At 42.6% G+C, this 26,558-nt stretch carries 28 protein-coding genes and 1 pseudogene; 22 read left to right on the forward strand and 7 right to left on the reverse strand.

The window, feature by feature from the left end:
- Nucleotides 1-9 precede the first annotated feature (9 nt).
- Nucleotides 10-426, reverse strand: a complete 417-nt coding sequence (locus tag FSB76_RS13660; protein WP_147060976.1) for a 6-pyruvoyl trahydropterin synthase family protein — start codon at nt 424-426, stop codon at nt 10-12.
- Nucleotides 427-525: 99 nt separating this feature from the next.
- Here FSB76_RS13660 and mqnB point away from each other — a divergent pair, with 99 nt between their 5' ends.
- On the forward strand, nt 526-1,146 hold the full coding sequence (gene mqnB, locus FSB76_RS13665; RefSeq protein WP_147054191.1) for a futalosine hydrolase: 621 nt from the start codon (nt 526-528) through the stop codon (nt 1,144-1,146).
- Nucleotides 1,147-1,286: 140 nt separating this feature from the next.
- Nucleotides 1,287-2,147: a menaquinone biosynthesis family protein gene (locus tag FSB76_RS13670; protein ID WP_147054193.1), complete on the forward strand. Its 861-nt coding sequence runs from the start codon at nt 1,287-1,289 to the stop codon at nt 2,145-2,147.
- 114 nt (nt 2,148-2,261) lie between these two features.
- On the opposite strand, the gene hflX is transcribed toward FSB76_RS13670, so the two are convergent.
- On the reverse strand, nt 2,262-3,446 hold the full coding sequence (gene hflX, locus FSB76_RS13675; protein ID WP_147054194.1) for a GTPase HflX: 1,185 nt from the start codon (nt 3,444-3,446) through the stop codon (nt 2,262-2,264).
- Nucleotides 3,447-3,823: 377 nt separating this feature from the next.
- Here hflX and FSB76_RS13680 point away from each other — a divergent pair, with 377 nt between their 5' ends.
- The 6 genes from FSB76_RS13680 (at nt 3,824) to FSB76_RS13705 (ending at nt 10,025) form a co-directional block, all read left to right on the forward strand.
- A complete protein-coding gene (locus tag FSB76_RS13680; protein WP_147054196.1) occupies nt 3,824-5,758 on the forward strand; it encodes a DUF3857 domain-containing protein in 1,935 nt (644 codons plus the stop codon).
- A gap of 7 nt (nt 5,759-5,765) precedes the next feature.
- Entirely contained in the window at nt 5,766-7,703 is a 1,938-nt protein-coding gene (locus FSB76_RS13685) for a DUF3857 domain-containing transglutaminase family protein (RefSeq protein ID WP_147054198.1), read from the forward strand.
- Between the two features lie 11 nt (nt 7,704-7,714).
- On the forward strand, nt 7,715-8,353 hold the full coding sequence (gene aat, locus FSB76_RS13690) for a leucyl/phenylalanyl-tRNA--protein transferase (RefSeq protein ID WP_147054201.1): 639 nt from the start codon (nt 7,715-7,717) through the stop codon (nt 8,351-8,353).
- A gap of 19 nt (nt 8,354-8,372) precedes the next feature.
- A complete protein-coding gene (gene ruvC, locus FSB76_RS13695) occupies nt 8,373-8,954 on the forward strand; it encodes a crossover junction endodeoxyribonuclease RuvC (RefSeq protein WP_147054203.1) in 582 nt (193 codons plus the stop codon).
- 257 nt (nt 8,955-9,211) lie between these two features.
- Entirely contained in the window at nt 9,212-9,625 is a 414-nt protein-coding gene (locus FSB76_RS13700) for a hypothetical protein (protein WP_147054205.1), read from the forward strand.
- Nucleotides 9,626-9,728: 103 nt separating this feature from the next.
- Entirely contained in the window at nt 9,729-10,025 is a 297-nt protein-coding gene (locus FSB76_RS13705; protein ID WP_147054206.1) for a GIY-YIG nuclease family protein, read from the forward strand.
- 178 nt (nt 10,026-10,203) lie between these two features.
- On the opposite strand, the gene serS is transcribed toward FSB76_RS13705, so the two are convergent.
- On the reverse strand, nt 10,204-11,475 hold the full coding sequence (serS, locus tag FSB76_RS13710; RefSeq protein WP_147054208.1) for a serine--tRNA ligase: 1,272 nt from the start codon (nt 11,473-11,475) through the stop codon (nt 10,204-10,206).
- Nucleotides 11,476-11,607: 132 nt separating this feature from the next.
- On the opposite strand from serS, the gene rsmI reads away from it, so the two are divergent.
- The 3 genes from rsmI to lnt are packed head-to-tail and all read left to right on the forward strand — an operon-like array spanning nt 11,608 to nt 14,514.
- Nucleotides 11,608-12,330 (forward strand): 16S rRNA (cytidine(1402)-2'-O)-methyltransferase, encoded by a 723-nt coding sequence (gene rsmI / locus FSB76_RS13715; RefSeq protein WP_147060977.1) that lies wholly within the window; start codon nt 11,608-11,610, stop codon nt 12,328-12,330.
- 2 nt (nt 12,331-12,332) lie between these two features.
- On the forward strand, nt 12,333-12,869 hold the full coding sequence (locus FSB76_RS13720) for a DUF1572 domain-containing protein (protein ID WP_147054210.1): 537 nt from the start codon (nt 12,333-12,335) through the stop codon (nt 12,867-12,869).
- A 19-nt stretch (nt 12,870-12,888) separates the two neighbouring features.
- A complete protein-coding gene (gene lnt, locus FSB76_RS13725; protein ID WP_147054212.1) occupies nt 12,889-14,514 on the forward strand; it encodes an apolipoprotein N-acyltransferase in 1,626 nt (541 codons plus the stop codon).
- A 70-nt stretch (nt 14,515-14,584) separates the two neighbouring features.
- Here the strand turns inward: lnt and FSB76_RS13730 are convergent, their stop codons facing one another.
- Entirely contained in the window at nt 14,585-14,962 is a 378-nt protein-coding gene (locus FSB76_RS13730) for a DUF6249 domain-containing protein (protein ID WP_147054214.1), read from the reverse strand.
- A 603-nt stretch (nt 14,963-15,565) separates the two neighbouring features.
- On the opposite strand from FSB76_RS13730, the gene FSB76_RS13735 reads away from it, so the two are divergent.
- The 5 genes from FSB76_RS13735 (at nt 15,566) to FSB76_RS13755 (ending at nt 19,387) form a co-directional block, all read left to right on the forward strand.
- Nucleotides 15,566-16,369, forward strand: coding sequence for a hypothetical protein (locus tag FSB76_RS13735; protein ID WP_147054216.1), 804 nt, complete (start codon nt 15,566-15,568; stop codon nt 16,367-16,369).
- A complete protein-coding gene (locus FSB76_RS13740) occupies nt 16,305-17,141 on the forward strand; it encodes a sensor histidine kinase (RefSeq protein ID WP_147054218.1) in 837 nt (278 codons plus the stop codon). The genes FSB76_RS13735 and FSB76_RS13740 overlap by 65 nt, the downstream gene beginning before the upstream one ends.
- Before the next feature lie 2 nt (nt 17,142-17,143).
- The gene (locus FSB76_RS13745; RefSeq protein ID WP_147054220.1) at nt 17,144-17,527 is read left to right on the forward strand and encodes a response regulator; all 384 of its coding nucleotides are present in this window, start codon (nt 17,144-17,146) and stop codon (nt 17,525-17,527) included.
- A gap of 55 nt (nt 17,528-17,582) precedes the next feature.
- Entirely contained in the window at nt 17,583-17,993 is a 411-nt protein-coding gene (locus FSB76_RS13750; RefSeq protein WP_225976507.1) for a hypothetical protein, read from the forward strand.
- A gap of 353 nt (nt 17,994-18,346) precedes the next feature.
- Nucleotides 18,347-19,387, forward strand: a complete 1,041-nt coding sequence (locus tag FSB76_RS13755; protein ID WP_147054223.1) for a hypothetical protein — start codon at nt 18,347-18,349, stop codon at nt 19,385-19,387.
- A gap of 96 nt (nt 19,388-19,483) precedes the next feature.
- Here the strand turns inward: FSB76_RS13755 and FSB76_RS13760 are convergent, their stop codons facing one another.
- Nucleotides 19,484-20,488, reverse strand: a complete 1,005-nt coding sequence (locus FSB76_RS13760; protein ID WP_147054225.1) for a type IV toxin-antitoxin system AbiEi family antitoxin — start codon at nt 20,486-20,488, stop codon at nt 19,484-19,486.
- A gap of 40 nt (nt 20,489-20,528) precedes the next feature.
- On the opposite strand from FSB76_RS13760, the gene FSB76_RS13765 reads away from it, so the two are divergent.
- Both FSB76_RS13765 and FSB76_RS13770 read left to right on the forward strand, forming a co-directional pair.
- Nucleotides 20,529-20,801, forward strand: a complete 273-nt coding sequence (locus FSB76_RS13765; protein ID WP_147054227.1) for a hypothetical protein — start codon at nt 20,529-20,531, stop codon at nt 20,799-20,801.
- A gap of 170 nt (nt 20,802-20,971) precedes the next feature.
- Nucleotides 20,972-21,964, forward strand: a complete 993-nt coding sequence (locus tag FSB76_RS13770) for a hypothetical protein (RefSeq protein WP_147054229.1) — start codon at nt 20,972-20,974, stop codon at nt 21,962-21,964.
- A 303-nt stretch (nt 21,965-22,267) separates the two neighbouring features.
- Here FSB76_RS13770 and apaG read toward each other — a convergent pair whose 3' ends face one another.
- Together apaG and dusB are read right to left on the reverse strand one after the other, a co-directional pair.
- On the reverse strand, nt 22,268-22,654 hold the full coding sequence (gene apaG / locus FSB76_RS13775; protein ID WP_147054231.1) for a Co2+/Mg2+ efflux protein ApaG: 387 nt from the start codon (nt 22,652-22,654) through the stop codon (nt 22,268-22,270).
- A 47-nt stretch (nt 22,655-22,701) separates the two neighbouring features.
- Nucleotides 22,702-23,694 carry a tRNA dihydrouridine synthase DusB gene (gene dusB / locus FSB76_RS13780; RefSeq protein WP_147054233.1) on the reverse strand — a complete coding sequence of 331 codons (993 nt, stop codon included), beginning with the start codon at nt 23,692-23,694 and terminating at the stop codon, nt 22,702-22,704.
- 40 nt (nt 23,695-23,734) lie between these two features.
- On the opposite strand from dusB, the gene FSB76_RS13785 reads away from it, so the two are divergent.
- From FSB76_RS13785 to FSB76_RS13800, 4 genes and pseudogenes are all read left to right on the forward strand, one after another.
- A complete protein-coding gene (locus tag FSB76_RS13785; RefSeq protein WP_158642900.1) occupies nt 23,735-24,682 on the forward strand; it encodes a CPBP family intramembrane glutamic endopeptidase in 948 nt (315 codons plus the stop codon).
- Nucleotides 24,682-24,894 carry a hypothetical protein gene (locus tag FSB76_RS13790; RefSeq protein WP_090651382.1) on the forward strand — a complete coding sequence of 71 codons (213 nt, stop codon included), beginning with the start codon at nt 24,682-24,684 and terminating at the stop codon, nt 24,892-24,894. The genes FSB76_RS13785 and FSB76_RS13790 overlap by 1 nt, the downstream gene beginning before the upstream one ends.
- A complete protein-coding gene (locus FSB76_RS13795) occupies nt 24,891-25,694 on the forward strand; it encodes a phosphatidate cytidylyltransferase (protein WP_147054236.1) in 804 nt (267 codons plus the stop codon). The genes FSB76_RS13790 and FSB76_RS13795 overlap by 4 nt, the downstream gene beginning before the upstream one ends.
- A 26-nt stretch (nt 25,695-25,720) precedes the next feature.
- Nucleotides 25,721-26,374, forward strand: a pseudogene (locus tag FSB76_RS13800) (phosphatidylserine decarboxylase family protein); the annotation flags it as partial.
- Between the last annotated feature and the right edge of the window lie 184 nt (nt 26,375-26,558).

Raw genomic sequence — 26,558 nt, forward strand, 5'->3', positions numbered from 1 at the left:
TTTATCTGGTTATCCGCCAAAATATTCCGCGGAATTATTTTCAGTTTCATATAGTTTTACCGAGTGTAAAAACACCCCCTCATAAGCCTCAATTGGCGCCTTAAGCTGATTAAAAATCTCGATGCAAAGTAACTCCGTTGATGCCATTTTACCCGCCATGAATTCAACATCTAAATTGATGTTTTTATGATCAAGCTTTTCAATAACATGCTCGTTAATAATAACCTTAAGCTCTTTCAAGTCCATCAGATAGCCCGTTGCGTGGGTAACTTCGCCCTTAACCGTTACAAATAAATTGTAATTATGACCATGCCAGTTGGGGTTGGCGCATTTGCCAAATACCTCATTGTTTTTTTCAGCGCTCCATTCCTCACGGTACATCCGGTGAGCGGCATTAAAATGTTCTTTGCGCGTTATATGTATCATCATAATAATAAGTGGGTGCAAATATACAAAACAAAAACAGGCCAGTTGTTTTATATTCGTGGTCAAAAAACTGTAAATAATAAAAGGTACAAAAGCAATATGCTCATATTAGTTGTTGCCGCAACGGCGCCCGAAGTTGAACCATTGGCCAAATACTTCGGGAATAAAATAGATGTATTAATAACCGGCGCCGGCATGGTTCCTACAGCCTTTGCCCTGGGGCGTCTTTTTGCCCATAATAAATATGACCTGGTAATAAATTTAGGCATCGCAGGCAGCTTTGACAAAAGCATTGAACCTGGCTTTGTAGTAGAAGTAACCGACGATACCTTTGCTGAAACCGGTGCAGAAGACGACGAAAAGTTTATACCCATGAACGTTTTGGGCTTTGGCGAGGTTACCTATAAACCAACAACCTCATTAGACGAGGTTGAAAGCAATTTCTATTTAAAAAAAGCCAGGGCCATTACGGTAAATACTGTTCATGGCAATGATACATCTATCAAAAAGGTGCAGGAGCGCTTAAACCCGCAACTGGAAAGCATGGAAGGCGCGGCTTTTTTTTATGCCTGCCGGCAGGTTAACGCGCGCTGTATCCAAATCAGGGCAGTGTCAAATTTCGTCGAAAAACGCAATCGTGATAACTGGCAGATAGGGCTTGCCATAAAAAATCTGAATACCTTTGCTATCGACCTGATTGACGCAATCATTAAGCTTTAATGACGGGTTAGGTTTTACGTTTGACGTAGTACGTTATACGTGAAACTTCAAAAACGCAAGCAGAGGTTTTACGTTTGACGTTATACGTTATACGTACCCTTTTTTAACGTATAACGTAACACGTACAACTTATAACGTAAATGAAACTAACTCTCGGTTTTTCGCCCTGCCCCAATGATACTTTTATTTTTGATGCCCTAATTCACCATAAAATTGACACCGAAGGACTGGAATTTGAGGTTTTTTACGATGACGTAGAAACCCTGAACCAAAAAGCATTTCGAGGGGAATTAGATGTGACTAAACTTAGCTACCATGCCTTTGCTTACGTGGCCGATAAATATGTACTGCTTGATTCGGGCAGCGCCCTGGGCTTTGGCGTGGGACCAATGCTGATCTGCAAAGCCGACCCTGAAAAACTATACTCACAACTCACAACTCACAATTCACAACTTAAAATAGGAATTCCCGGAAAATACACTACCGCCAATTTTTTATTGGGCAACGCTTTCCCAAATGCAACCAATAAGGTTGAGCTTGTTTTTTCTGATATCGAGAACGCGGTATTGGAAGGCCGCGTTGACGTGGGATTGATTATCCACGAAAACCGCTTCACCTACCAGGATAAGGGTTTAAAAAAAATAATCGACCTGGGCGATCATTGGGAAAAGCAAACCGGCTGCGCCATTCCGCTTGGCGGAATAGTAGCCAACCGTAATTTACCAGCAGATGTTCAGTACAAATTAAACAAGGTATTGCGTAAATCGGTTGAGTTTGCTTTTGCCAACCCAAAATCGGGTTTGGAATTTATCCGCTCGCACGCCCAGGAAATGAGTGAAGAGGTGATGTACAAACACATTGATTTGTATGTAAATAAATACTCCGTGGAATTAGGCGAGGAGGGAAGGAAGGCGATAACGTTGCTTTTTGATACGGCGCAGGAAAAGAATATTATACCCAAAATAGAAGAAGAACTGTTTCTAAGCCCCCTAACCCCCTGAAGGGGGAACCATAGTTTAAAATAAAACGACCCTTCTTGCATCAGAGGGGCCGTTTTATTTAGCGACTTAGCGAATCAAAAGTTCCCCCTTCAGGGGGTTAGGGGGCTTTACCTGCTAATACAACAAATGATCGTATGGATAACGCTCGGTATGTATCGCTTTCACTTCCTCATAAAGTAAACTCCTGAACTCATCAACATTTTCCCTTTTTGTGGCCGATATAAATATGGCCGGGCTATTGTTTTTGGCCATCCAGCTGTGTTTAAAATCGTCAAGCGTTAGCGGCTCTTCCTGTTGCTCTATCTGGTGATCTTCCGGCTTAAAAGCATCTATTTTATTAAATACCGTTATCATCCTTTTGTCAACGGCGCCAATATCTTTCAGGGTTTCGTTAACAGTGCGTATCTGATCCTCAAAATTAGGGTGCGAAATATCTACCACGTGCACCAATATATCTGCCTCGCGCACTTCATCCAGGGTCGATTTAAAACACTCTACCAGTTGGTGCGGCAGCTTGCGAATAAAACCAACCGTATCTGATAACAGGAAAGGAACATTTTCCAGCACCACTTTCCTTACCGTAGTATCTAAGGTGGCAAACAGTTTGTTTTCGGCAAACACTTCCGATTTGGATACCATGTTCATGATGGTTGATTTACCAACGTTGGTATAACCCACCAATGCTGCACGCACCATCTGGCTCCGGTTTTTACGCTGGGTTTCGTTTTGCTTGTCTATTTGTTTCAGCCGGTCTTTCAGTAAGGCTATCTTATTCAATATCAAACGCCTGTCGGTTTCAATCTGCGATTCACCCGGTCCGCGCATACCAATACCACCTTTCTGGCGCTCAAGGTGAGTCCACAAACGGGTAAGGCGTGGCAGTAAATATTGTAGCTGGGCCAGCTCAACCTGGGTTTTGGCCTGGGCCGTTTGCGCGCGATTGGCAAAAATATCCAGGATAAGGTTATTCCTGTCAAGTATCTTTACCTGTAGTTCGTTTTCAATATTGCGCAGTTGCGATGGCGATAACTCATCGTCGAACACCACCATATCAATCTCTTCTTCAATAACAAAAGCTTTAATATCTTCCAGCTTACCGCTGCCCACAAAGGTAGCCCTATCGGGCCTTTGTAGTTTTTGGGTAAAATGAGTTATGGTTTCGCCGCCTGCCGTAGCAACCAGAAACTCCAGCTCCTCTAAATATTCTTTCTCCTGCTCATCGGTTACATGGGGTGTCATCACGCCAACCAGAACAGCTTTTTCCTGCTTCACAGCAGTATCGTAAAATTTTTGCTTCATTAACTATGGTATATCAATCACGGTGCCAATTTACTAATATAGTACAACCGGGGCTTATTTAACGCCAAAATAGCACATACAAAGGTAATTGACTGTCATTACTAATAAAATATGTTTTAAAAAGAGCGCAGGGAAAACGTATCTGATTGGGTTAACATAACTTAACACATTTCAGATATGTTTTTTATAAATATTTAGCAATCAATGCTTTGTATTTTAACATGGTTAACACTAAACTAATCGCCGTTAACTGTTTAGATGCGCTTGCCCCCACAAAAACACGTTGCCCGATTACAAACAAGTAAATAAATTGTTTTATTTATTTTAACAAGAATCATTTTCCTATTATTATATTCGTCTGATTAAACCTTATTGACATGAACAAAATCTTTTCCCTGCTATTGCTGGGCTCGTTAACCATTACCGCGAACGCACAAACTGCCACCCCCTTACCAACAGCTCAATCATTCGGTAAAGTTGATAAGGCAGATCTGGAAATGACCAAATGCGATTTTGAACCCGACGCCAACGCCGAAATTCTATTTGACAAAGGCGATACTTACTTTGATACCCAATACAATATCAATACCGACAGGCACAAGCGCATCAAAATTTTTAACGATAATGGTAAGGATGAGGCCAACATTCGCATCGAATATTACAGCTACAATCGCATTGAATACATTACCGGTTTGCAGGCGCAAACTATTAACTTAACCAATGGTGCTGTTGAAATTATAAAGGTTGATAAAAAACAGATATTTACCGAAGCCGTTGACAAGTATCGCTCGGCCATGGTGTTTTCGTTTCCTAATGTTAAACCGGGTACAATTATCGAATACAAGTATCGCTTAACAAGCCAGTCAATTGCAAACTTTCCCGATTGGTACTTTCAAACAGATTTGCCAACCCGGTATAGCGAGTTAAATACCAATACTCCCGATATATTAACCTATAAAAGGCTTTCAAATGTTCACTCTCCTTACGCCGTTGATAAAACAAGCTCATCAAACACGCATACCGAGGCGATGGTGAATATCCCTTCGTTAAAAGATGAACCGTATATGGATGCCCGCAATGACAATTCCGAACGGATCCTTTTCCAGCTGTTAAGCATCCGCATACCCGGCTATTTTGCACCAAACTTCCAGGATTCGTGGACAAAAGTTGGCCAAAACATGGTAGACGATGAGGACTTTGGTGGCCAGTTTAACCGTAAACTTGCCGGCGAAGAAGTAATTATTAATAAGGCAAAAGCACTTAAAACCGACGATGAAAAAATTGCCTATATTTTTAACGAGGTTAAAAACACCATGAAATGGAACGATTACTATGCCCACTATACCAGCGACGGAACACCAAAAGCATGGGAAAAGAAGATTGGAAACTCGGCCGAGGTAAACCTTATCCTTTACCACCTACTTAAAAAATCAGGCTTAAATGTTTATCCGATGATGGTAAGCACCCGCAAAAATGGTCGTATAAACCCCAGCTATCCATCAACCACCCAGTTTAACAGCACTGTTGCCTACATCCCGGTTGATAGTGCCAAATATTATGTACTTGATGCTACCAACAAATATAATTTGTACAACCAGGTGCCCGAGGTGTTTTTAAATTCATTTGGCCTCATGCTCGATAAGGACAATAAAGTGTACGACCTGCCCTTTTTGCAACAACCGGACCCTGTACGCCAGGTTATTTTATTGAATGCCGAAATTAAGGCCGATGGCAAAATGAGTGGTACTGCCGATATCAGCAGCTTTAGCTATAACAAAATGTACTTCACCAAAAAGTATAAAACCGATGGCGAAAAAAAGTATAATGACTACTTACGCGAAGACAACAACAGCCTAAAAATATCGGGCCTTACCTTCGAGAATATGGATATTGACACGCTGCCGTTACGTCAAAAGCTCAATTTCAACCTCGACCTTACGGGCAGCGACGATAATTACATCTACTTTAATTCAAATCTGTTTACCGGTCTTAAAACAAACCCGTTTTTGGCCGAAAACCGCTTTACTGATATTGATTTTGGATACCGCGACAACTACGCCATAACCGGCATTTTTAAAATTCCGACAGGATATAAAATTGATGCAATGCCCAAAAGCATCAGCATGGCCATACCCGATGGAACTGTAGTCTTTAAACGCCTGGTTGCCGAGCAGGATGGCTCAATAATGGTTCGCTTTAGCATCGATCACAAAAAGTCGTTATATTTTAAAGAGAATTACCCCGAGTTCCGTGAGTTTTGTAAAAAAATGTACGATATGCTTAACGAGCAAATTGTACTTAAAAAAGGCTAATAAAATTATGCTTATTAAACATTACACCAGGCTGCTGCTCACCACAGCGGCCTTATGTGCGCTATATGCCCCGGGTTATAGCCAGGATAAAAATATTCCTAAGGAATTATATGTAGCAACAACTATTCCTGATTCATTGAAGGAGGATGCAAATTCGGTAGTGCGGTACAGCTTGGAAGACTGCAATATTAAAGGTCCCGGAAAAGCCGAAAAGCAATACCACTCTATTGTTACAATACTGAATGAAAAGGGTAACGGTGAAGCCGGATTTGGAATTGAATATAATAAAAAATTCAATTCTGTTAACTCATTTGAAATGAAGGTCTACGATGCTGCCGGTACGTTAATTAAAAAGTATCACAAAAGCGATATGTATGATCATTTAGCTGTCGACAATGAAACATTGGTAACAGAAGATCGGGTGCTGCAAATAAGACATACTATATCTTCGTACCCATGTACTATCGAAATAATTTATGCTGAAGACAGCAAAAGTTCAATAGACTTAGGCGCATGGTATATTCAAGGGTTCGACCAATCAGTTCAAAACACTTCTTATCACATTTCGATTAGTGCTGATGCTGGTTTTAGATACAGTAACAAAAATACTAATATCAAACCACAAAAGAGTACCCTGGAAAAAACAGATAGCTATACCTGGCAGGTAACCAATTTAAAAGCGATTAAACCCGAAGACGGCTCAGAATCGTGGCGGGTGTTACCAAAAGTTTATTTTGCGGCCAATGATTTTGAATATTATGGCATACCTGGGAATATAAGTTCTTGGCAAAACTATGGAAAATGGCAACAATCTTTAAACTCAGATATTTGTAGTTTAAGCCCAAAGCGCGTACAGGAAATACAAACCATGACCGCCAATATTAAAACAGACAAGGAAAAGGTAAGATTTCTATACAATTATCTTCAAAAAAATGTCAGGTATGTTGGTGTGCAGCTTGGTATAGGAGGCTTAAAGCCATTTCCGGCCAGTTTTGTTGACGAAAAAAAATACGGCGATTGTAAAGGATTATCCAACTATATGTGCGCGATGCTCAAAGCAGTAGATATTCCCGCATACTACGCCAAAGTAAGGGCTGGAACAAATGAAGAGCCGTGTAACCCTGCTTTTCCAAATGATCTATCAAATCACATTATCGTTTGCGTTCCGTTAAAAAATGACACCACCTGGTTGGAATGTACCAGCCAAACCCAGCAATTTGGCAAATTAGGCAAGTTTACAGAAAACAGAAATGCCTTAGTAATTACTGAAAATGGCGGTAAGTTGGTTAACACCCCCAAAAGCGCTGCCATTGATAATCAACTCAACGCAGAAGCCCACGTAGTGTTGGATGCAGATGGCGGATCCAAGGCGCATCTAAAAATTTTAAGCACGGGTGACTATCGTGATGACTATATCAGTATAGAGGCTTTGAAAACGGATGAACAAAAGCAAGCGGTCATAACGATGCTTAACATGAAACAGCCATCGGAATTAATCTTTAAACCGTCGACTGACGGCGATGGCGTTAAAGAGGTAAATATTGATTTGGTTTATGATAAATTTTGCGACATAACATCTGGGGATAAACACTTTTACAAGCCACGGGTTTTTGATTTATGGCAAGCAACATTACCAGTAGAAGAAAAAAGGAAAAGTGATTATTATTTCGACGTGCCCATGTTAAAATCATGTGTTACAACTATTGATCTCCCGGCAGGCTTTGAGGTTGAAACTTTACCTGCCAGTCAAAGCCTCAAATTCAGTTATGGTACTTACGATGTAAAGTACACATACGATGCTATTAAAAATCAGGTAGTGAACACAACCAAATTCAACTTAACCAACCAGGTGATCCCTGCAGCCAAATACAACGAAATGCAAACCTATTTTGATGCCATTGCCAAAGCGCAAAATAAAAAACTGGTGATTCGCCGCAAAGCTTAAATTTGCGCCTGATGATATTCAGGCTTGATGAACGTTTACTTTTTCCTGAGCCCGATCTGGCCGAACCAGACGGGCTTTTGGCTGTAGGCGGCGACCTATCAACCCAAAGGCTTTTACTGGCCTATCAAAATGGCATTTTCCCTTGGTATAGCGACGATTCGCCCATCCTGTGGTATTCGCCCCATGAGCGCTTTGTGCTGTATCCCGATGAATTAAAAATCTCCAAATCAATGCGCCAGGTACTCCATTCCAACCGGTTCAGGGTTACAACCAATACTTGTTTTGCCGATGTTATACGAGCCTGCTCAACCGCCCCGCGCGAAGGGCAGGACGGCACCTGGATTACCGATGACATGCAGGCCGCCTACATCAGCATGAATGCCGAAGGCTATGCCCATTCTGTTGAAGTATGGGAGCAGGGCCAATTGGTTGGGGGGCTTTACGGCGTTTGGGTTGGCGATGTTTTTTGTGGCGAAAGTATGTTCAGCAAAGTAAGTAACGCGTCAAAAACAGCTTTAATTTACCTGTGCCAAACCAATAAATTTAAGCTGATTGATTGCCAGGTGCATACCAATCACCTGGAATCTATGGGTGCGCGCATGATATCCCGGGAGCAATATATAGCCGTTTTGCACAATAGTTTGCTTTGATTGGTTACCTTTGAGGGGTATGCAACAGGCCAGCACAAAAGAGCGTATTATTTTAGGAATCGACCCCGGAACAGCAGTTATGGGTTATGGCCTGTTGAAAGAAACCGGCCCCAGGATTGAGCTTATTGCTCTTGGTGTGGTAAAGATGGAAAAGCTTGGCGACCACATGCTCAAGTTACAACGCATATTTGAAAAAACCGTCGCCCTTATCGATAACTACCATCCCGACTGCCTGGCCATCGAAGCTCCGTTTTATGGTAAAAACATCCAGGTAATGCTCAAACTGGGGCGTGCGCAGGGCGTGGCTATAGCGGCGGCCCTATCGCGCAATTTAGATATTACAGAATACGCTCCCCGCAAAATAAAACAATCTATAACCGGCAACGGAAATGCCACCAAAGAGCAGGTTGCGGCCATGCTGCAAAACTTGTTAAAGTTTAAAGAAACGCCCGATTTTTTGGATGCTACAGATGGCCTGGCGGTGGCCGTTTGTCACTCCTTTCAAAGAATGAGCACCGGCAGCAAATCTGGTTCGGGCAGCAAAAAATCATACTCGGGCTGGGATACATTTGTAAAGGATAATGCTAAGAGGATAGTATAAATTTAGGCTACCGTTATTATCGTAAAAACCTGTCGAACCTCGCTAACATTTTGTGTTTTTTTCCCGTATAAGTCGCCGTGACCGATGTGGATTAATTTTGAGATAAAACAAATTAATCTAAAAGAAATCCCATGTCTGTCAACCTATTAAATTCGCAACAAACTATACTTTTTTGCATTATTTTATTACAAAAAGTAATAATTTGTTGACAAAGTGCACTTTAACAATTACTTTTAAGTCCCCTTAATTGATTGATCATGATCCGAGTACGGTCTAAAAATGTGCTATTGGTTGCTCCCGATACTTTTTCGGTTGAGTTGTTGCCGAACAATAAACAATTTAAGCATATTTCGTCAACAAGTCATATTTTCCCATCCATTCACGAGCAGAAACCCAACCTGGTAATTTTTGACTACGATCATCTGAACGCCGATATAGAAAAAATATTGCGCCGCTTACAATCAAACCCGGCTTACAACAAAATAAAGGTTTGCTGTTACAAGCAAAAAGAGCATACCAAGGTTGATAGCCTTTTAAAAGTGCTGGGGGTTGATTACATTTTTTATCCCGAAGATTTTAAGAAATCCGAAAAAGGCAACAGCTTTTCAAATGCTTTAGCTCATATTTTCGACGCCCCGGTTATGGCGTTGATGGCAAAGGCATCAAGTTAAAAATCTTTATTGCATATATATGTTATTCGCATTTAAATAAACTGTCATTGCGAGCGCAGCGCGGCAACCTCGTCGCCAGCCCAGGCCGCCATGCATGTCCATCATGAAGGTTCACGAATACTATATCTACATTTTATCAAATAAAGCCAATACGGTCTTCTACATTGGCGTAACCAACGATTTACAAAGTCGGATAGCCCAGCATAAACAGAAAGTCAATACCGGTTTTTCGGCTCAATACAATTGCAATAAGTTAGTTTATTACGAAGAATTTCAATGGGTACAAGATGCCATCGCAAGAGAAAAGCAATTGAAGGCTGGTTCAAGACAAAAGAAAATTGATTTGATTGTAGGTTTCAACCCTTCGTGGGATGATTTGAGCGATGGGTGGTATGATTAATTGGCATGGCGGCCTGGGCTGGCGACGAGATTGCCACGCTGCGCTCGCAATGACAAAAGGGCGTAAGTGTTTAGCGGTAATAGGAGAGCTAAGGATAAATGTCATTGCAAGCGCTTTACCTCAATTGGCGACGAGGTTGCTGCGCTCGCAATGACATTATTTATAATGTTGCAAAAAATTAATCAATCCACTCAAACTTAGTATAAGGTACCAATACCTCGGGTATTTTAATCCCTTTTTCAGTCTGGTTGTTTTCTAATAGCGTAGCAACAATGCGTGGCAAGGCCAATGCGCTTCCGTTTAAGGTATGTGCCAATTGTGTTTTACCTTCGGAATTGCGGAAACGCAGTTTTAACCTGTTGCTCTGGAATGTCTCGAAGTTTGATACGGATGATACTTCCAGCCAGCGTTGTTGCGCGGCGCTCCAGGTTTCCATATCATAAGTTAAAGCCGATGCAAAGCCCATATCGCCGCCACATAAGCGCAGCACGCGGTACGGCAAGCCAAGGTTTTGTAATAAACCCTGTACATGGGCACTCATTAGCTCCAGTGTTTCGTATGATTTATCCGGGTGTACCACCTGTACAATCTCTACCTTATCAAACTGGTGCAGGCGGTTTAACCCGCGAACGTGCGCGCCATAAGAACCAGCCTCGCGGCGAAAACATGGCGTATGCCCGCAATGTTTAACCGGCAACTCATCACCCTTTAATATTACGTCGCGGAAAATGTTGGTGATTGGTACTTCGGCAGTAGGGATCAGGTATAGTTCATCCTCATTTACAAAATACATCTGCCCTTCTTTATCAGGCAGCTGGCCGGTGCCAAAACCAGAGTCTTTATTAACCATCAGCGGAACGCTTACTTCGCCGTAACCCGCTTTTTCAGCCTCGTCAATAAAATAATTGATGAGCGCCCTTTGCAGTTTGGCTCCCTTATTTTTATAAACCGGGAAACCAGCGCCGGTTATTTTAACGCCCAGTTCAAAATCAATCAGGTTATATTTTGCGGCCAGTTCCCAGTGTGCCTGGGCATTGGCAGGCAATTCCGGCTTCGCACCGTTCTCCAAAACAATTTCATTTTCTTCGGGCGTTAAGCCTTTGGGTACCGAGCTATGTGGCAGATTGGGTAGCAATACCAGTTTTTGGTAAAGCTCTTCTTCTGTAGCGGCCAGTTGATCGCCAAATTTTTTGATATCTTCTTTCCAGGCACCTGTTTTGGCTTTAATCTCTTCAGCCTCGGCTTTTTTGCCGGCGCGCATCAGGTCGCCAATTTGTTTTGATGCTGCATTGGCCTCGGCCGAAACGTTATCCATGCTGGTTTGGGTGGAGCGACGTTTGTCATCCAGCCCTATTAACTCATCAACCAGTTCGGGCTGTTTAAAATTTTTTACAGCCAAACGTTCCAAAACCTGTTCCCGGTTATCCCGGATATAACTAACTTGCAGCATTATTTTATTTTTTAGGCAAAGATATAACGAGTTATCAGTTTGGAGTACTGAGTTATGAGTTTTTTGCAAATAGTTAATTTGCCCGAAACCCATCACTCAACTCAAAACCCAAAACTCAAAACTTACAACTACATGCCAGGCAAATTATATTTAGTTCCCACACCAATAGGTAATTTAGAAGATATCACACTTCGGGCGCTTCGCGTTTTAAAGGAGGTAGACCTGATTTTGGCCGAGGATACACGTACATCGGCACCGCTGTTAAAACACTTTGATATTCACCAGAAGGTATTTGCCCACCATCAGCATAATGAGCACCAATCGTCAAACGAGATCATTAAATTTTTGCTGCAGGGTAAAAACATCGCCCTGATATCTGATGCCGGTACACCGGCGATATCCGATCCGGGTTTTTTCCTGGTGCGCGAAGCTTTGAAATTCAATTTGGATGTGGAATGCCTGCCCGGCGCTACTGCATTTGTGCCGGCACTGGTAAATTCGGGGTTCCCTACGGATAAGTTTTGTTTTGAGGGCTTTTTGCCGTTGAAAAAAGGACGCCAAACCCGCTATAAATTTTTGGCTACCGAAGAGCGCACGATCATACTATATGAGTCGCCACACCGTTTATTGAAAACGCTGGACGAAATGGCCTTGTATTTTGGTGCCGACAGGCTCATTTCGGTATCGCGCGAGCTCACTAAAATGTTCGAAGAAACCGTGCGGGGAACTGTTGCCGAAGTAAAGTTATATTTTGAAACACATCCGCTAAAAGGCGAGTTTGTAATGTGTGTGGCCGGCGCCGAGCCGAAGCCCACAAAAAACAAGTACAAAGACGACGATAACGATGACGAATAGCCATGGATATTTATTTGAAAAGTGCCATTACACAATTTGCCTATTACAAAAAGTTAGGCGAAAAAACATTTGCGCAATTAAATGATGCCGACCTGTTTTGGCAGTTTAATGCCGAAAGCAATAGCATTGCCGTTATTATCAAACACCTATCGGGTAATATGCTGTCGCGATGGACCAACTTTTTGATCACCGATGGGGAGAAAGAATGGCGAAACCGCGACACAGAGTTTGAAGAAACCATTAATACCCGCGAACAGATCATGGCAGCCTGGGACCAGGGCTGGGATTGTTTGTTTAACGCGTTAAATTCGCTAACTGCCGAAGACTGGAAAAAAACGGTAAAAATCCGCAACGAGCCGCACCGTATTGAGGATGCCATAAACCGGCAGTTGGCCCATTATCCTTATCATATAGGCCAGATTGTTTTTATCGGCAAAATGATAACAGGATCAAAATGGCAGTCGCTATCTATCCCGAAAGGGAATTCTGACAAGTACAACGCAGATAAATTTGCAAACCCCGGCGACACCTTTAAATAGATCTCCTTTACCGTTATTAATGAAAAAAAATCTTCCCTTAGCCATCCTTTCCGGTTTATTGTTGTGGATAGCCTGGCCACCAACACCTTATACAACGTTCCTGCTTTTTATTGGCTTTGTGCCCATGCTGCTGGCGATGGAGAACATCATCCAATCCACATCGGCCAAAAAAGGAAAACTGATTTTCAATACCGCATTTATAGGCTTTTTTGTTTGGAATGTAGGATCTGTATACTGGGTGTACAACGCCTTGAAACAGGTTGGTAATGTGGCCGCCATCCCGGTTACGCTTATACCTTATTCATTAGGCCCATTGCTTATGGCTACCGCCTGCTGGCTATATTATCGCTTACGGTTGTTAACCGGTCGCGGCTGGGGCTTAGCCGGCCTGGTTTGCCTGTGGATAGGATACGAATACCTGCACCAAAGCTGGGATTTAAACTTTCCGTGGATGACCCTGGGCAATGGCTTTGCCGTTAGCCACCAATGGATTCAATGGTATGAGTATACCGGCGTTTATGGTGGCACTATTTGGATTTGGCTAGTAAACATCCTGGCCTTTTTAATTTACGTTGGCCTGCGCGAGGCACAAACCAAACAATTGAGGTTAAAGCTTATCAGCGGGTTTGTGCTGGCCGTTGTTTTACCCATTGGTTTCTCGTTATATACCTATTATAACTATACAGAGCAAAGCAATCCATCAAATATTGTTGCTGTGCAGCCGAATATCGATCCTTACGAAAAAGAGGGAACTATCCCGACGGCTACCCAGATTGATATTATGGTAAACCTTTCGAAGGGTATTGCGCAGCCCAACACTGAGTTTATATTATGGCCCGAAACGGCAATCCCTGATTATATAGATGAAGACCGGATACAGCAAAACCCTTACTACAGGCAGGCACATGCCTTTTTGCACAGCTATAAAAATGGAAACCTGGTTACCGGCGCCGAAACCTACAAACTATACAACACCCGCAAAACCGTTACTGCAAGCCCGACCCAGCAACCGGGCGTTTATGCCGATAGTTTTAGCACCGCGTTAAATATCGAAAATGGCGACAAAGTGCAATTTTACCATAAATCGCGGCTGGTACCGGGAGCCGAATCATTGCCTTTTGGTAAGGCGCTATCGTTTTTAAAGCCTGTTTTTGAGCATCTTGGCGGCGCAACCGGGGCCTACGGCAGCCAGGCGGATGCCGATGTTTTTTACTCGCAAAGCGGCATCGGTGTCGATCCGGTTATCTGTTATGAATCTATTTTTGGAGGGTATATTGCACGCTCGGTGAAAAAGGGGGCGCAATTTATAGCCATCATTACCAACGATGGCTGGTGGGAAAATACGTCAGGTAAAGACCAGCACCTGGATTATGCCAAACTACGCGCCATTGAAACCCGCAGGTGGGTAGCCCAGTCGGCCAATACCGGGATATCGGCATTTATTAACCAGCGGGGCGATGTTGTGCAGCAAACCAAATGGTGGACCAAAACCGCCATCAAACAAGATATCAACCTGAATTCCGACCTTACTTTTTATGTGATGCACGGTGATTACCTTCCAGTGGCCGGCAGCGGGATAGCTGTTTTACTCATCCTGTTTATCATCATAAAACCCTGGGTTAAAAAGAAACCTGTAACAGCTTAAAACATCTATAAGAAAAAAAAGGCCTTCCTGCTTAACAGAAAGGCCTTTTTTTCATTTGACTCAGGTACAATTATTTCTCTTCCCTTGCGTCTTCCTTATCCAACACTTCCTTTTTTTCTATCCGGTATGACAGGAATAAGCCACCGCCGCCAAATATGGCTATCAATGAAAAGTAAAGGGCTGCTACATCATCGTCAGATATGCTGCGGAACATGGTATGGTCTAACACAAAGGCTAAAAACAATCCTACACCAGCTCCAATAAGTAACAGGCCCCATTTTAAGTTTTGGTAAGGTGCCGATTGCGGCTTGTAAGCACGCGGGTCCATGCCCCGTTCAATCATCGCCATGCGCTCGCGTTTGTGTAAGTAAACTATGGCAAATATCATGGCAAAAAAGCCTGTGGTAATAATAATGCCTGCTAATATTCCTAAATTCCCGGTGTCCATTTTATTTATGTTTTAATAAGTTAATAAAGTTCTTTTTTTCAACCACCCTAACTGGTGTATTTGTAAGCTGTGACAACACGGTTTTAAAGGAGGTTACAGGCGGCATTAAAAAAATTTAAAATAGGTGATCGGATTTGTGCAGGGATGGGAGTGTGGGCCTTCCAATCTACTATCTCCAGATTAGGCTAAATAAATAGCCTTTTGACAAATCGATTTAGAAAAATATAATTTGTCCTGTTCTGCCGCCTATAAAATTTTTCGCTGTCGCTTCAACGTCTTTATGCCTGGCTAACAACAAAAAGTGTTCATTCCTGGGGAACGATTATCACCTTATAAAATACCCTGTTCGCCATTTGTTGGCGCTGTTAATTGCAACGAGAGCAGCACTCGTGGCAGGCTTGCTCCTTCTGTGGAAATGTTTTGGATTAAAAACTCCCTAATCCAAAACTCCAATAGTTTTGTCACAAAAGTAACTTTATAATAAGCGGTTACGTAAACTACCTGGTCATGTGGCAAATCTGCCAGTACGTGAAACTGATTATATAAATACCGCGAACCTTTAACACTTTACACTCCCCGGGGGCATAACCCGGCAATACAGGTATGGATATTAAGCCGAAGGCACAAAAGGGCAGCCGGCCCGGTAAACTACAGGCAGTTTTTAATCAGGATAAAGCTGGATATTTTAATAATATACTGGCTTTAGCGGCCAGTTTGTGCGCTTCATCTTTTGCCGCTATACTTACTTTTGCCGACAACCTGTTTATTTTTGAGCGCGGGCATGGGTTTGACGATAATACCAGCCCGTTTGATACCAGTAAAATATTAGCTGACAGCTCGGGTAACCTTTACGCCGATGGTTTTGAGCTAAACGGACAGCCTATCGGTTTTTTTGCCGGTGTACAGGTGCCTGTTGATCTCCCTGAGGCGCCGCTTTGGCTTTGCACCATGGATTACCCGCCATCAACAATAACGCAGCTGCAGCTAACACAGCTTACCATGCTGGCAAAACAAGCTGCCGCGGTATTTCAGCTCATGGCAAAAGATTTATCGACAGGTAACAAAACCCAGGTTGACAGGCAACTGCGCGAACAAAAGGCTTTTTACGAAAAGATACTCAATAACATACCTACCGATATAGCGGTGTTTGATGCCAACCACCGCTATTTATTTGTTAATCCCGGCGCTATTAGTGTTAAAGAATACCGCGACTTCATTATTGGGAAAGACGATTACGAGTACGCGGCTTTCAGAAACCGCGACGTGGCTATTGCCGATGAGCGCCGGGCGCAATTTTTGCAGGTAAAAAAAAACCGGCAAAGAAATCCGCTGGGAAGAGGACTTGAAACGGCCCGATGGCACAACAGCCACCGTACTGCGCTATATGTTCCCGGTGGTAGAAGATAACGGCGAAATCAACCTGGTTATTGGCTATGGTCTAAACATAGCCGACAGGAAAGCCCTGGAAGAAAAACAGGCCATTTTAGTAAAACAACTGTCGTTACAAAATACACAGCTGGTTGATTTTTGCAATATTGTATCGCATAACCTACGGGCACCACTGGTAAACATGACCATGCTGGTTGATTTTATGAAAGAATCCACCGACCCGGAGGAGCTTCAGCTATTCATCGCCAAGCTCGACCCGGTGATAAAAAACCTGCACACCACGTTTAACGAACTGGTAGAATCGATACGGGTAAAGCAGGATATAGAGGTTGAGGCCGAAACCATGAACCTGCAGGATGTTTTAGAGCGCACGCTTGATAGCCTTGGAACGGAAATGAACAGCCAATCGGTTACCATTAGCCACGATTTTGATGAGGCGCCCGACATTTATTTTCCGCCCAAATACCTGCATAGCATATTTCACAATTTTTTGAGCAACGCATCAAAATACAGGTCGCCGCAACGCGGGCTTATCATAAATATTAAAAGCAGTAAAGTTAATAACAATATTATACTGCAATTTGCAGATAACGGCATGGGGATTGACCTGGTGAAGCACGGCCAAAAACTTTTTAAAATTGGCAAGGTTTTCCATCAGCATACCGATGCTAAAGGTTTTGGCCTGTACATGACCAAAACCCAGGTAGAAGCCATGGGCGGCCGCATATGGGTTGAAAGCGTGCCCGATGAAGGATCGACGTTTTATATTGAGTTTACAAAACAAGGCTGATAATGATGAATGTTTTTTTAATAGATGACGATGCCACCTTTATTTTTTTAACCAAAAGGGTTATAAAAAACACGGGGATTGAAGCCGGCATTTTCGAGTTTGCCAATGGCCGGCATGCTATTGATCACCTGTTAAACAACCACGATGATAAGGCCCTGATGCCCGACATCATTTTTTTAGACCTTAGCATGCCCGTAATGGATGGCTGGGAGTTTTTAGAGGAATATGAAGCATTGCCGCCAGGTATTGAAAAAGCCCCCTTATACATACTCTCATCATCCATATCGCCGCATGATATTAACCTTGCCCGGTTACACCCCGCGGTAAGCGACTTTTTGATTAAACCGATAACCAAAGAAAAAATCCTTCAACTTTGTAAAGGGTAACAGGCAGTTGCCGGGTTTAAAGACAGTATCTACTATAATTAAGTTTGCGATGAATATGAAAGTTACTACCTGGCTTGTAATATTATTAGTGTGCCTGGTTTCTTGCCAGGAAAAAAAAGGGAATAATCTTCCCAATGGGATAAAAAGTGGCGACGTTACGGGAATTACCCTTATTAACAAAACCCCGAACAGCTACATTGCAGACACCGTTAACATAAAAGACGAAGAAAAGATCGCCGACGTGTTAAGTGAAATACAACGTTTGCAGCCCACAAAACAGGATGTGGCAACAAATGTGCAGTTCGGCTTTTATATTGTCGTTATCCATCTTAAAGGAAATCAAGCTAATTATTACCATGTCATTTATACTGTGTATGACGGGGTTGTAATTGTTAACAGGGGAAATAATAAACTTTATAAAAATGATAAGATAATAGACTTATTACTTCGATTGATGAAGAAATAGAATATTTATAGCTTAATAGAACAGATAACCAATAACTTTTTAAAGACGAGGTATGTTCACCTATCGGCGGGCTACGCCCGGCAAATGAGCACCCCTGCCTTTGTGATGTAATTGCCCGCTAAACAATTCCTGCTATTTACCGGGTTTTGCATCATACACTACATCATGCCCGGCTAATTCATCCTTAAAATATTTTTAACATATTTCTTTGTATTAAATTAATGATTAGCTAAGTTTGGTTTAGTGCTTCTTCCCTGAATTACTTGATTTACAATACCTAAGAAAAATATTTAAACCTGGTTAAAAACATTAACGCGGTATCTTATTTATCAACCTAAAACTTTTTTTTCACGATGAGCGGGTTCCCTATTCTTGACCTTGTAATTGGTTTGTTTTTTATCTTTTTCCTTTTAAGTATAATTTCAAGTTCGATAGTCGAAATAGCTTTAACCGTCACGATGGTAAGGGCAAAAATATTGGGCGAATGGTTGCTGCGTATTTTCGATACCGAAATAACCGACGCCAAGGGAGTTAAAACGCCACTGGGGCAGGTGATCATGAACCACTGTGCTTTAACAGCCTTATCGCCAACAGATAAGGCACCCTCATATATTGATGCCAGGAATTTTGTTTCGGCTTTGTTAGATAAAATTTTTACGTTTTCTACCATTTCCGGCCCTAAATCTATCGACGAGATTATCTCTTCAATTGGTAACTCTACCGCTCTCTCCGACGAACTGAAGCGTACTTTTCTGATCTACGCCACCGAAGCAAAAGATACCTTTAAAGCCATGACGGTAAAAACAACCGGTGCAATTGAACTGTTCCGGTCAAAAATGGAAAACTGGTACGATAGCAATATGGACAGGCTTACCGGTACGCTTAAACAACAATATACCCGCAGGTTTACCCTGCTTACCGGGGTTATTGTGTGTATCGCATTAAATGCCGATACCATAGAAATTGCCAAATACCTTTACAATAACCCCCAGGCAAGGGCAAACCTTGCTATTAAAGCCGATGCTGCTATTAAGGATAGTACTTATATAAAACAGGTTGCCGGCATTAACAAACTTGCCGCTACGGTTAAAGATACAGCCACAAAGCAAAAACTGGAAGTATCTGCCCGGCAACTGGCAAAAACCGTGAATGAAAAAGTTGCCGATATTAGTGCAACCAAAGCAGTTTTACAAGATTCGTTACCCCTGGGCTGGAATGCCAATGAATTTAATTTACAGGGATGGGATATTGTTTTTTTCGTACTCTCTAAACTTGTAGGGCTATCGGTAACCGTTGCGGCAATTATGATGGGCGCGCCGTTTTGGTTTGATGTACTTAATAAAATTTCGAACGTGCGCGGCGCCGGTACCAAGCCTAAAGAAAGTGACAACTAAGTTTTCCTGCATCTGCTAACTTATCCACGGATCCGTCTGGCGCGCGCCAAACGGACCAAACTGCAGCTGTCTCACATCTAATATCTCAAATCTATCTTACCCTACCGTCAATGTTTTTAAAAACCTGTCGTATATGTTTTTTGCGGTGTAAACGTTCCTGGGGTCGCCGCTGTTAACCAGGTCGGCATAAATAAGCAGGGGAGGTACCGTGTTGGTATCCTGGTTAAACTTCCAAAATTTACTGTATATTTTTAGCGGCCCTCTGTCGTCGGGAATAAGCCTGTATTTTTCAATTAGTTCGGTTATAGTTTCTGTTGTGTAAAGCGTTAACTGCACCGGCTTAAGGTAATCGGTGATGATATTGGCTGCCGGTTCGCTGCCCCATTGGGTTTCGGTATTTTTTACAAGTAAATTGCGCCAGGGCTGCTCCGGGCCGCCAGGCAATCTGAAGCTACCTACATACAGGCTTGGTTTTAATTTTTGCTCGTAAGTATTTATCCATTTCTCTAAAAGCGCTTTCTTGCGCAGCAGCTTCAGTTCTTTTTTGGCCGTTCTTACTAAAAAACCCTGTTCTGTTAAACTGGTAACAATATTGTTGATATTCCCCAGCGCGGTGTCATAATCTTCGGCCATTTGGCGATAGGTTGATTTGATATACCGTTCGTCGACCAGGAAGTGAAATACAAGCTGAAGCCCTGTTTTGGTGAAAGCCCTGTCTTTATTAACCAATACCGGGTTTTTCGCCTTCTGACCATCAATCAAAAAAAGCCAGTCACTTTGTTTTATATAACAATTGCCGTTACTGTCAACGTAATTTAACCCCAGTTTTCGCAATTGCTCCCGGATAGCCGGGTAAATACTTTTAGCAATAACAATGATATCCGGAAATTTTTCGTTCAGGTTTACAAAATGAACAAGGTGGGTATTCGTCGCCTCATTTTTTACAACAACGGGAAAGGTTTTTTGCTGCGTGCCGTTGCTTAGTTCTATTTTACCATCCGTTAACTTGTCGCGCACGCCGGCAAGCCATTTCCCGTCCAGGCCCGTGTTATTTTTTAGCGCCTGCAGGTTGGTGTATATGATGCGTTCCGGAGTGTTCATTTTATATTAGTGTTCACAAATAAGTGAACACTAATATAAAATGAAAAAAATAAAGGGCGACATTAAACTGCAATATTTATTTAATGGAAGGTTGCATGCTCACACATTTGATACTGCAAATGGATGGCTGGGCGATGCGTTTGTCTCATTCATTAAGCACTTAGGCCAGGAAAACAATTTAGCAGGGCGTTTCTATATTCTTCCGTACGAGGATGAGGTTGTTTATCTGACGGATGAACAGCATGAGGATGCTTTAAAGAATAAATTGTTGGATTTTGAAGGGTGGAAGGAGAGAGCGAAGGAAAAGCGATAGCTGTAATCACTGTCCGCCGGCGAGGTTTTATGCAGGAGTCTGCACACCCTCTTCTTGCAAAAGAACGGGACAGATTTAATACAACAACAAGTAATAATAAGAAAATGAAAGCATTGAATTGTCTGTAATCCTATATCTTTAGGCTTTAAAACCTAAGCTAAATATACATTATGGTTTATCTGGGTTATATTCCGCGTCCTGTATTAGATTCTATCCGCAAGCATATCGACTCTGCAGTTAATAAGTGCCTTAGGAACTACGCTTCCGTTTATGAAAAAGAGGACGCAGTGACCGGATACCTATTTGGTGTACTTCAGCATGAAGAACAGGAGGTATTGGTCGAAAACGACGAAATCAACGGCATCTGGAAATGGGGGATCAACTTTGGCACCTTCGGCGGTGGTGGTGCAGGTTCTACTGAATCGATTGTCGGCGCAGATGGCATCATCGAGTTAACTTTGACGAATAATGCACAACTAACGAAAAAATCGTTGCTATTTCAATCCAAAGTAGACTGGAGCGCGAGAGATAATAACCTCTATCAACAGTGCACAAAACTCATGACCTGGTTAGGCGCAGCAATCGTCATCAATTATACGGAATCAGAATTTACAGCCTTTGGAATAGATACCGTTTTTGAACAAAATGGACGAAAGCCATCGGAGGGTCTTTCTCTGCAGAAACTCTTAGGTAATCAGTTCCTCGCCTGCAAAATAGGCGATAGTGACCTCGAATATGATCCCGTCGAAAAACTATTAGTATGGCAAGATATCCACCGGGATACTGTGTTTACTAAATTCAACCTGAACCGAAAGCTAACAATAAGTGTTACGGCACCAAAGCGCACTCGATTTCCATATATCAAACCGGAGATGGAGATACAGTCGTCTGATTTGGCCATCCACCCATTGAACAGTCGCGCTTTGAACCCGGATATAGCTTACATAGATGACCTCGATGAGTTGAAAAAGATAAAGAAAAAACTGTCCAAGCGATTCCATCCAGACCGACATCCCGGTTTGCCCGCACCGCAGGTGACTTTCCTCAACGATCTAATGAAAGGATTCAATGACCAAATTGCCGAGAGAGAGAAAGTCTTAAAGCAGCGAAAAAAAAAGGAAGATAAACCGCCGTCAGACCAAAGTGGATCAATATTCCTTTAAGGCCCGCCACTGGCAGCGCAGGCCTCCAAGCTTATTCCACATGCTAATTATATTGTATGCCTTTAGGTTGGTTCACTTTGCTCGTATTGAAGTAGCTTTCGTGTAAACATCAAACAAAGCCTGGTAAAAAACAGCCGGAATGTGCATTTTCGTTGCTTTTCATGAGGTTTACTCATCATGTATACTACAAATCAAGAGGACTACGGTTGTGTTCGTAACCAGAACCCACAAAAAAGCCCGGACAATCACTCATCCAGGCTTTATATTTTTCGTCTTAATTCTTGATTCTAATCTCTTGACTCTTTAATTCATCCTATACGGCGCTATCAAATAAAACTCCGGAATCTGTACATTAAAGCTGGCGTTATCCATCAGGCGGGTCATCTGGTATTCGCCTTTCATGCTGCCCATATCGGTTTTAAGGTTACAGCCCGAAACATACTCGTGCGCGTGGCCGGGTTCAATAACTGGTTGCTGGCCCACCACACCTTCGCCTTCCACTTCGCGTTTGGCGCCATTGGAATCAAAAATATACCAGTGGCGACTAATCAGCTGGATAGCATAATTGCTCATATTCTCGATGCTTACCTTGTAGGCAAACATAAAATGATCATTAGCCGGGTTAGAATACTCGGGCTGATATATGGTTTCTATGGAAACCTTAACACCGTCTGTAATAGTGGTAACCATGAGGATTTTGTCTCGTTAAATTCAAATATAATGAAAGCGAACAAATATTAAGCCATTTCTATGGCATATTTTTCGTCAATCTCGGCCAGTATCTGTTGCACCTCCTCTAAATTACCTGCCGTTACCAGCCTCATCCGGAATTCTTTAAAGTGATCAATCCCTTTAAAGTAGTTTGAATAGTGCCTGCGCATTTCAAAAATGCCCGTTTTAGGGCCTTTCCACTCTATAGATTTTTGCAGATGGGTTGAGCAGGCTGCAATACGTTCGGTAATGGTTGGTTTATCTAAATGCTGGCCGGTGTTAAAAAAATGCTTTATTTCCCTGAAAATCCAGGGGTAACCAATGGCGGCGCGGCCAATCATCATGCCATCTACCCCAAATTCCATACGCCAGTCGGCCGCCTTTTCGGGCGAATCGATATCCCCATTGCCAAAAATGGGGATTTTTATACGCGGGTTTTTCTTAATATCCCTTATCAGCGACCAATCGGCCACGCCTTTATACATCTGCGCGCGGGTACGGCCGTGAATGGTGAGGGCTTTTATACCTACATCCTGTAGCCGTTCGGCCACTTCATATACGTTTTTGGTATTATCATCCCAGCCTAAGCGGGTTTTTACAGTTACGGGGAGGTGGGTGGCGTTAACAACCGCTTTGGTCATGGCCACCATTTTATCAATGTCCTGCAATAAACTGGCGCCGGCGCCGCGGCAGGCTACCTGTTTTACCGGGCAGCCGTAGTTAATATCCATCAAATCGGGCCCGGCGAGGGATGCTATTTCGGTAGCCTCGCGCATATGATCGATATCGCTGCCAAAAATCTGGATACCAATTGGCCTTTCGTACTCAAAAATATCCAGTTTCTGGCGGCTTTTCGCCGCATCGCGGATAAGGCCTTCGCTCGAGATAAACTCGGTATACATCATATCCGCACCGTTTTGCTTGCACACGTAACGGAAGGGAGGATCGCTCACATCTTCCATCGGCGCCAGCAACAGCGGGAACTCCCCTAAATCAATATTTCCTATTTGTACAGACATGCTTATCTTTAGCCCTGCAAAAATACGAAAATTACCCCAAATGATACAAGAACCTATAAAACAGTACACTCCGCAAACAAATACCATTAATCCATTCCTTCAGTTTTTAACCATTACCGGGGTAACTGTTGGCCTGGTGATCGTTTTTTCGGCGATAGCCGCGGGCGTTATCATGGCTGTTTTTGGGATGAAAACCCTTACCGATACATTTGCCTTTAACACCGGCAACCCTCATCTTGGTTCTGCGTTGTGGATATTGCAGATAGTAAGCACAACTATCCCGTTATTTTTGGCTCCGGTAATTTTCGCCCGCTTGATCATGAACAATACCCGCGATTACCTGAAGCCCAGCTTCAACTTCAACCCGGTTTTTTTGCTGCTGATATTTACCATTATGCTTTTTTCGAACCCAATAATGGAGGCTTTAACCAATATTAATCAAAAATTGGTTTTACCTGCTTCGTTAAAAGGGCTGGAAGAGTGGATGCGGGCTGCCGAGCAATCGGCACAACGGGCTACCAAGGCCATGCTGAGCATGAAAAATATTTGGAGCATGCTTTGGGCTGTGTTTGTAGTTGGCCTGCTTACCGCCATTGCCGAAGAGTTTTTGTTTCGTGGTGTTATCCAAACCATTTTTGTGCGCCTTACCAAAAACAAACATGCTGCCATCTGGATAACTGCCATCCTGTTCAGCGCTTTTCACATGGAGTTTTTTACTTTTTTGCCGAGGGTGTTTTTAGGCGCCATATTCGGCTATTTTGTAGCGTATAGCGGCAGCATCTGGACGGGTGTTTGGGGCCATTTTTTAAATAACGGCTCGGCTGTGGTTATTACTTACCTGTATAATCAAAAAATAGTAAAGCTTAATCCCGATGATCAGCATGTATTTAATTTATGGGCCTATGCTTTTAGCTTGATAATTGTATTATTTTTGCTTTTTATATATAGAAATGTATCGATACAAAAAAAACCGGCGCTGAGTAATTAATGGAAAAAAACTGGGTCAAAATTTTTAGTTCATCCAATTTTTATCAATCAGAGATTGTTAAGCAAGTACTTATCCGCCATCATATCGATACCGTTTTATTAAACAAACAAGATTCATCGCACCGTGCCTTCGGCGATATTGAAGTTTACATTCACCAGGAGGATTTTAGCAAGGCCATTGAGATCATGATCCTCAATCAAATTAGTTTATGAAATTACGCGCCATCACCGGCTTCTTTTTTATTATCGTGATGATTGCCTCCAATCTGTTGGGCTCATACGTTTTCAGCGGGTTTTACCTGTTATTATCCGCCTTCTGCCTGTTTGAATTTTATAAGCTGGTGCGGGAGGGCGGCATGACAGCCAGCCGAGAAACAGGGATTATCAACGGCGCACTGTTTTTTTTACTGGTTGCTGCCAATTTTTACTTCCCGGCCTGGCGTTTAATATTTTTATTGCCCCTTACTTTCAGTGCCATTTTTATACAGGAGTTATATAAAAAAACACCCGCCCCGTTTACTAATATTGCCTTTACTTTTCTGGGCATCATATTCGCTGTAGTGCCATTTATGTTTTTTCATGCTATGGCGTTTATGACCGGTGCCGTTTTTAACTTCCATATCCCGCTGGCCTTTTTGATTATTTTGTGGAGTAACGATACCGGCGCTTACCTGGTAGGCAGCAAAATGGGCAAAACCAAGCTGTTTGAACGCCATTCGCCTAAAAAAACTTATGAGGGTTTAATTGGCGGTATTATCATCAGTGCCGTTGCCGCTTTAATACTTGGCCACTTTTATACCGAACTTACCTGGAAACAATGGGTTACCATCGCTATCCTTATTTCGTGCTTCGGCACCCTGGGCGATTTGGTTGAATCGATGTTTAAACGCAGCATCAACGTAAAGGATAGCGGCGGCATTTTGCCCGGCCATGGTGGTCTGCTGGATAGGTTCGACGGATTATTAATGGCCGCACCTATTGTTTATGCATACTTGTACTTCATTTCAAATTAGTAGTTTTGTAATAAATCATCTATAATATGACTTTTCATAAAGAAGGATACACCTCATTAGCCTTAACAGTACTTTTTATTTTTGTGCTGAACGCGGTTATTCAATTTTACTTTCCGCAGGCGCATGCGCTTAAATGGTTTATTTATATTTTATCGGGATTTTTTCTCCTGGTTATCTTACAGTTTTTCCGCAGCCCGTTTTTTGACATCACTACCGACGAAACTACCGTGCTTTGCCCTGCAGATGGAAAAGTTGTAGTGATTGAAGAAACTGAAGAGACTGAATTTTTAAAAGACAAACGCATCCAGTTGTCGGTATTTATGTCGCCGGTTAATGTGCATGTAAACCGTAACCCAATTGCGGGTGTGGTAAGTTATTTTAAATACCACAAAGGCAAATACCTGGTGGCCTGGCACCCAAAATCGTCAACAGAAAACGAGCGTACCACCATCTGTGTACAAAACAGCGAGGGTGTCTCCGTTTTGTTCAGACAGATAGCAGGCGCTTTGGCCCGCCGTATTGTTTGGTATGTAAAAGAGGGTGATATTGTTGAGCAGGGCCAGCAATTTGGTTTTATCAAGTTTGGCTCAAGGGTTGATGTTTTCCTGCCCTTAGGATCAAAAATACTGGTAAATATTGGTGATGTAGTAAAAGGCGGTCGTACCATACTGGCCGAATTGCCAACCGGTTTAGCAGCGGTTGCCGAAGAACAGCATGCAAAAATAAACAGGCCCGAAAGTTTTGATGATGAACCCGCCGATATTATAAATGAAGGCCATCAGCAGGAATTGCCTTTAGTTATTGACCATCCCGAAGTTGAAAAAGCCGAAACCCCAGCTAAGAAAGCTGCACCCGCTAAAAAAG

The sequence above is a fragment of the Mucilaginibacter ginsenosidivorax genome, from assembly GCF_007971525.1.
Taxonomy (GTDB): Bacteria; Bacteroidota; Bacteroidia; order Sphingobacteriales; family Sphingobacteriaceae; genus Mucilaginibacter; species Mucilaginibacter ginsenosidivorax.

Bases quoted from the DNA above. Each gene is read 5' to 3' on its own strand.
- FSB76_RS13660 (WP_147060976.1), bottom strand. From the start codon at position 426: ATGATACATATAACGCGCAAAGAACATTTTAATGCCGCTCACCGGATG.
- mqnB (WP_147054191.1), top strand. From the start codon at position 526: ATGCTCATATTAGTTGTTGCCGCAACGGCGCCCGAAGTTGAACCATTG.
- FSB76_RS13670 (WP_147054193.1), top strand. From the start codon at position 1,287: ATGAAACTAACTCTCGGTTTTTCGCCCTGCCCCAATGATACTTTTATT.
- hflX (WP_147054194.1), bottom strand. From the start codon at position 3,446: ATGAAGCAAAAATTTTACGATACTGCTGTGAAGCAGGAAAAAGCTGTT.
- FSB76_RS13680 (WP_147054196.1), top strand. From the start codon at position 3,824: ATGAACAAAATCTTTTCCCTGCTATTGCTGGGCTCGTTAACCATTACC.
- FSB76_RS13685 (WP_147054198.1), top strand. From the start codon at position 5,766: ATGCTTATTAAACATTACACCAGGCTGCTGCTCACCACAGCGGCCTTA.
- aat (WP_147054201.1), top strand. From the start codon at position 7,715: ATGATATTCAGGCTTGATGAACGTTTACTTTTTCCTGAGCCCGATCTG.
- ruvC (WP_147054203.1), top strand. From the start codon at position 8,373: ATGCAACAGGCCAGCACAAAAGAGCGTATTATTTTAGGAATCGACCCC.
- FSB76_RS13700 (WP_147054205.1), top strand. From the start codon at position 9,212: ATGATCCGAGTACGGTCTAAAAATGTGCTATTGGTTGCTCCCGATACT.
- FSB76_RS13705 (WP_147054206.1), top strand. From the start codon at position 9,729: ATGAAGGTTCACGAATACTATATCTACATTTTATCAAATAAAGCCAAT.
- serS (WP_147054208.1), bottom strand. From the start codon at position 11,475: ATGCTGCAAGTTAGTTATATCCGGGATAACCGGGAACAGGTTTTGGAA.
- rsmI (WP_147060977.1), top strand. From the start codon at position 11,608: ATGCCAGGCAAATTATATTTAGTTCCCACACCAATAGGTAATTTAGAA.
- FSB76_RS13720 (WP_147054210.1), top strand. From the start codon at position 12,333: ATGGATATTTATTTGAAAAGTGCCATTACACAATTTGCCTATTACAAA.
- lnt (WP_147054212.1), top strand. From the start codon at position 12,889: ATGAAAAAAAATCTTCCCTTAGCCATCCTTTCCGGTTTATTGTTGTGG.
- FSB76_RS13730 (WP_147054214.1), bottom strand. From the start codon at position 14,962: ATGGACACCGGGAATTTAGGAATATTAGCAGGCATTATTATTACCACA.
- FSB76_RS13735 (WP_147054216.1), top strand. From the start codon at position 15,566: ATGGATATTAAGCCGAAGGCACAAAAGGGCAGCCGGCCCGGTAAACTA.
- FSB76_RS13745 (WP_147054220.1), top strand. From the start codon at position 17,144: ATGATGAATGTTTTTTTAATAGATGACGATGCCACCTTTATTTTTTTA.
- FSB76_RS13750 (WP_225976507.1), top strand. From the start codon at position 17,583: ATGAAAGTTACTACCTGGCTTGTAATATTATTAGTGTGCCTGGTTTCT.
- FSB76_RS13755 (WP_147054223.1), top strand. From the start codon at position 18,347: ATGAGCGGGTTCCCTATTCTTGACCTTGTAATTGGTTTGTTTTTTATC.
- FSB76_RS13760 (WP_147054225.1), bottom strand. From the start codon at position 20,488: ATGAACACTCCGGAACGCATCATATACACCAACCTGCAGGCGCTAAAA.
- FSB76_RS13765 (WP_147054227.1), top strand. From the start codon at position 20,529: ATGAAAAAAATAAAGGGCGACATTAAACTGCAATATTTATTTAATGGA.
- FSB76_RS13770 (WP_147054229.1), top strand. From the start codon at position 20,972: ATGGTTTATCTGGGTTATATTCCGCGTCCTGTATTAGATTCTATCCGC.
- apaG (WP_147054231.1), bottom strand. From the start codon at position 22,654: ATGGTTACCACTATTACAGACGGTGTTAAGGTTTCCATAGAAACCATA.
- dusB (WP_147054233.1), bottom strand. From the start codon at position 23,694: ATGTCTGTACAAATAGGAAATATTGATTTAGGGGAGTTCCCGCTGTTG.
- FSB76_RS13785 (WP_158642900.1), top strand. From the start codon at position 23,735: ATGATACAAGAACCTATAAAACAGTACACTCCGCAAACAAATACCATT.
- FSB76_RS13790 (WP_090651382.1), top strand. From the start codon at position 24,682: ATGGAAAAAAACTGGGTCAAAATTTTTAGTTCATCCAATTTTTATCAA.
- FSB76_RS13795 (WP_147054236.1), top strand. From the start codon at position 24,891: ATGAAATTACGCGCCATCACCGGCTTCTTTTTTATTATCGTGATGATT.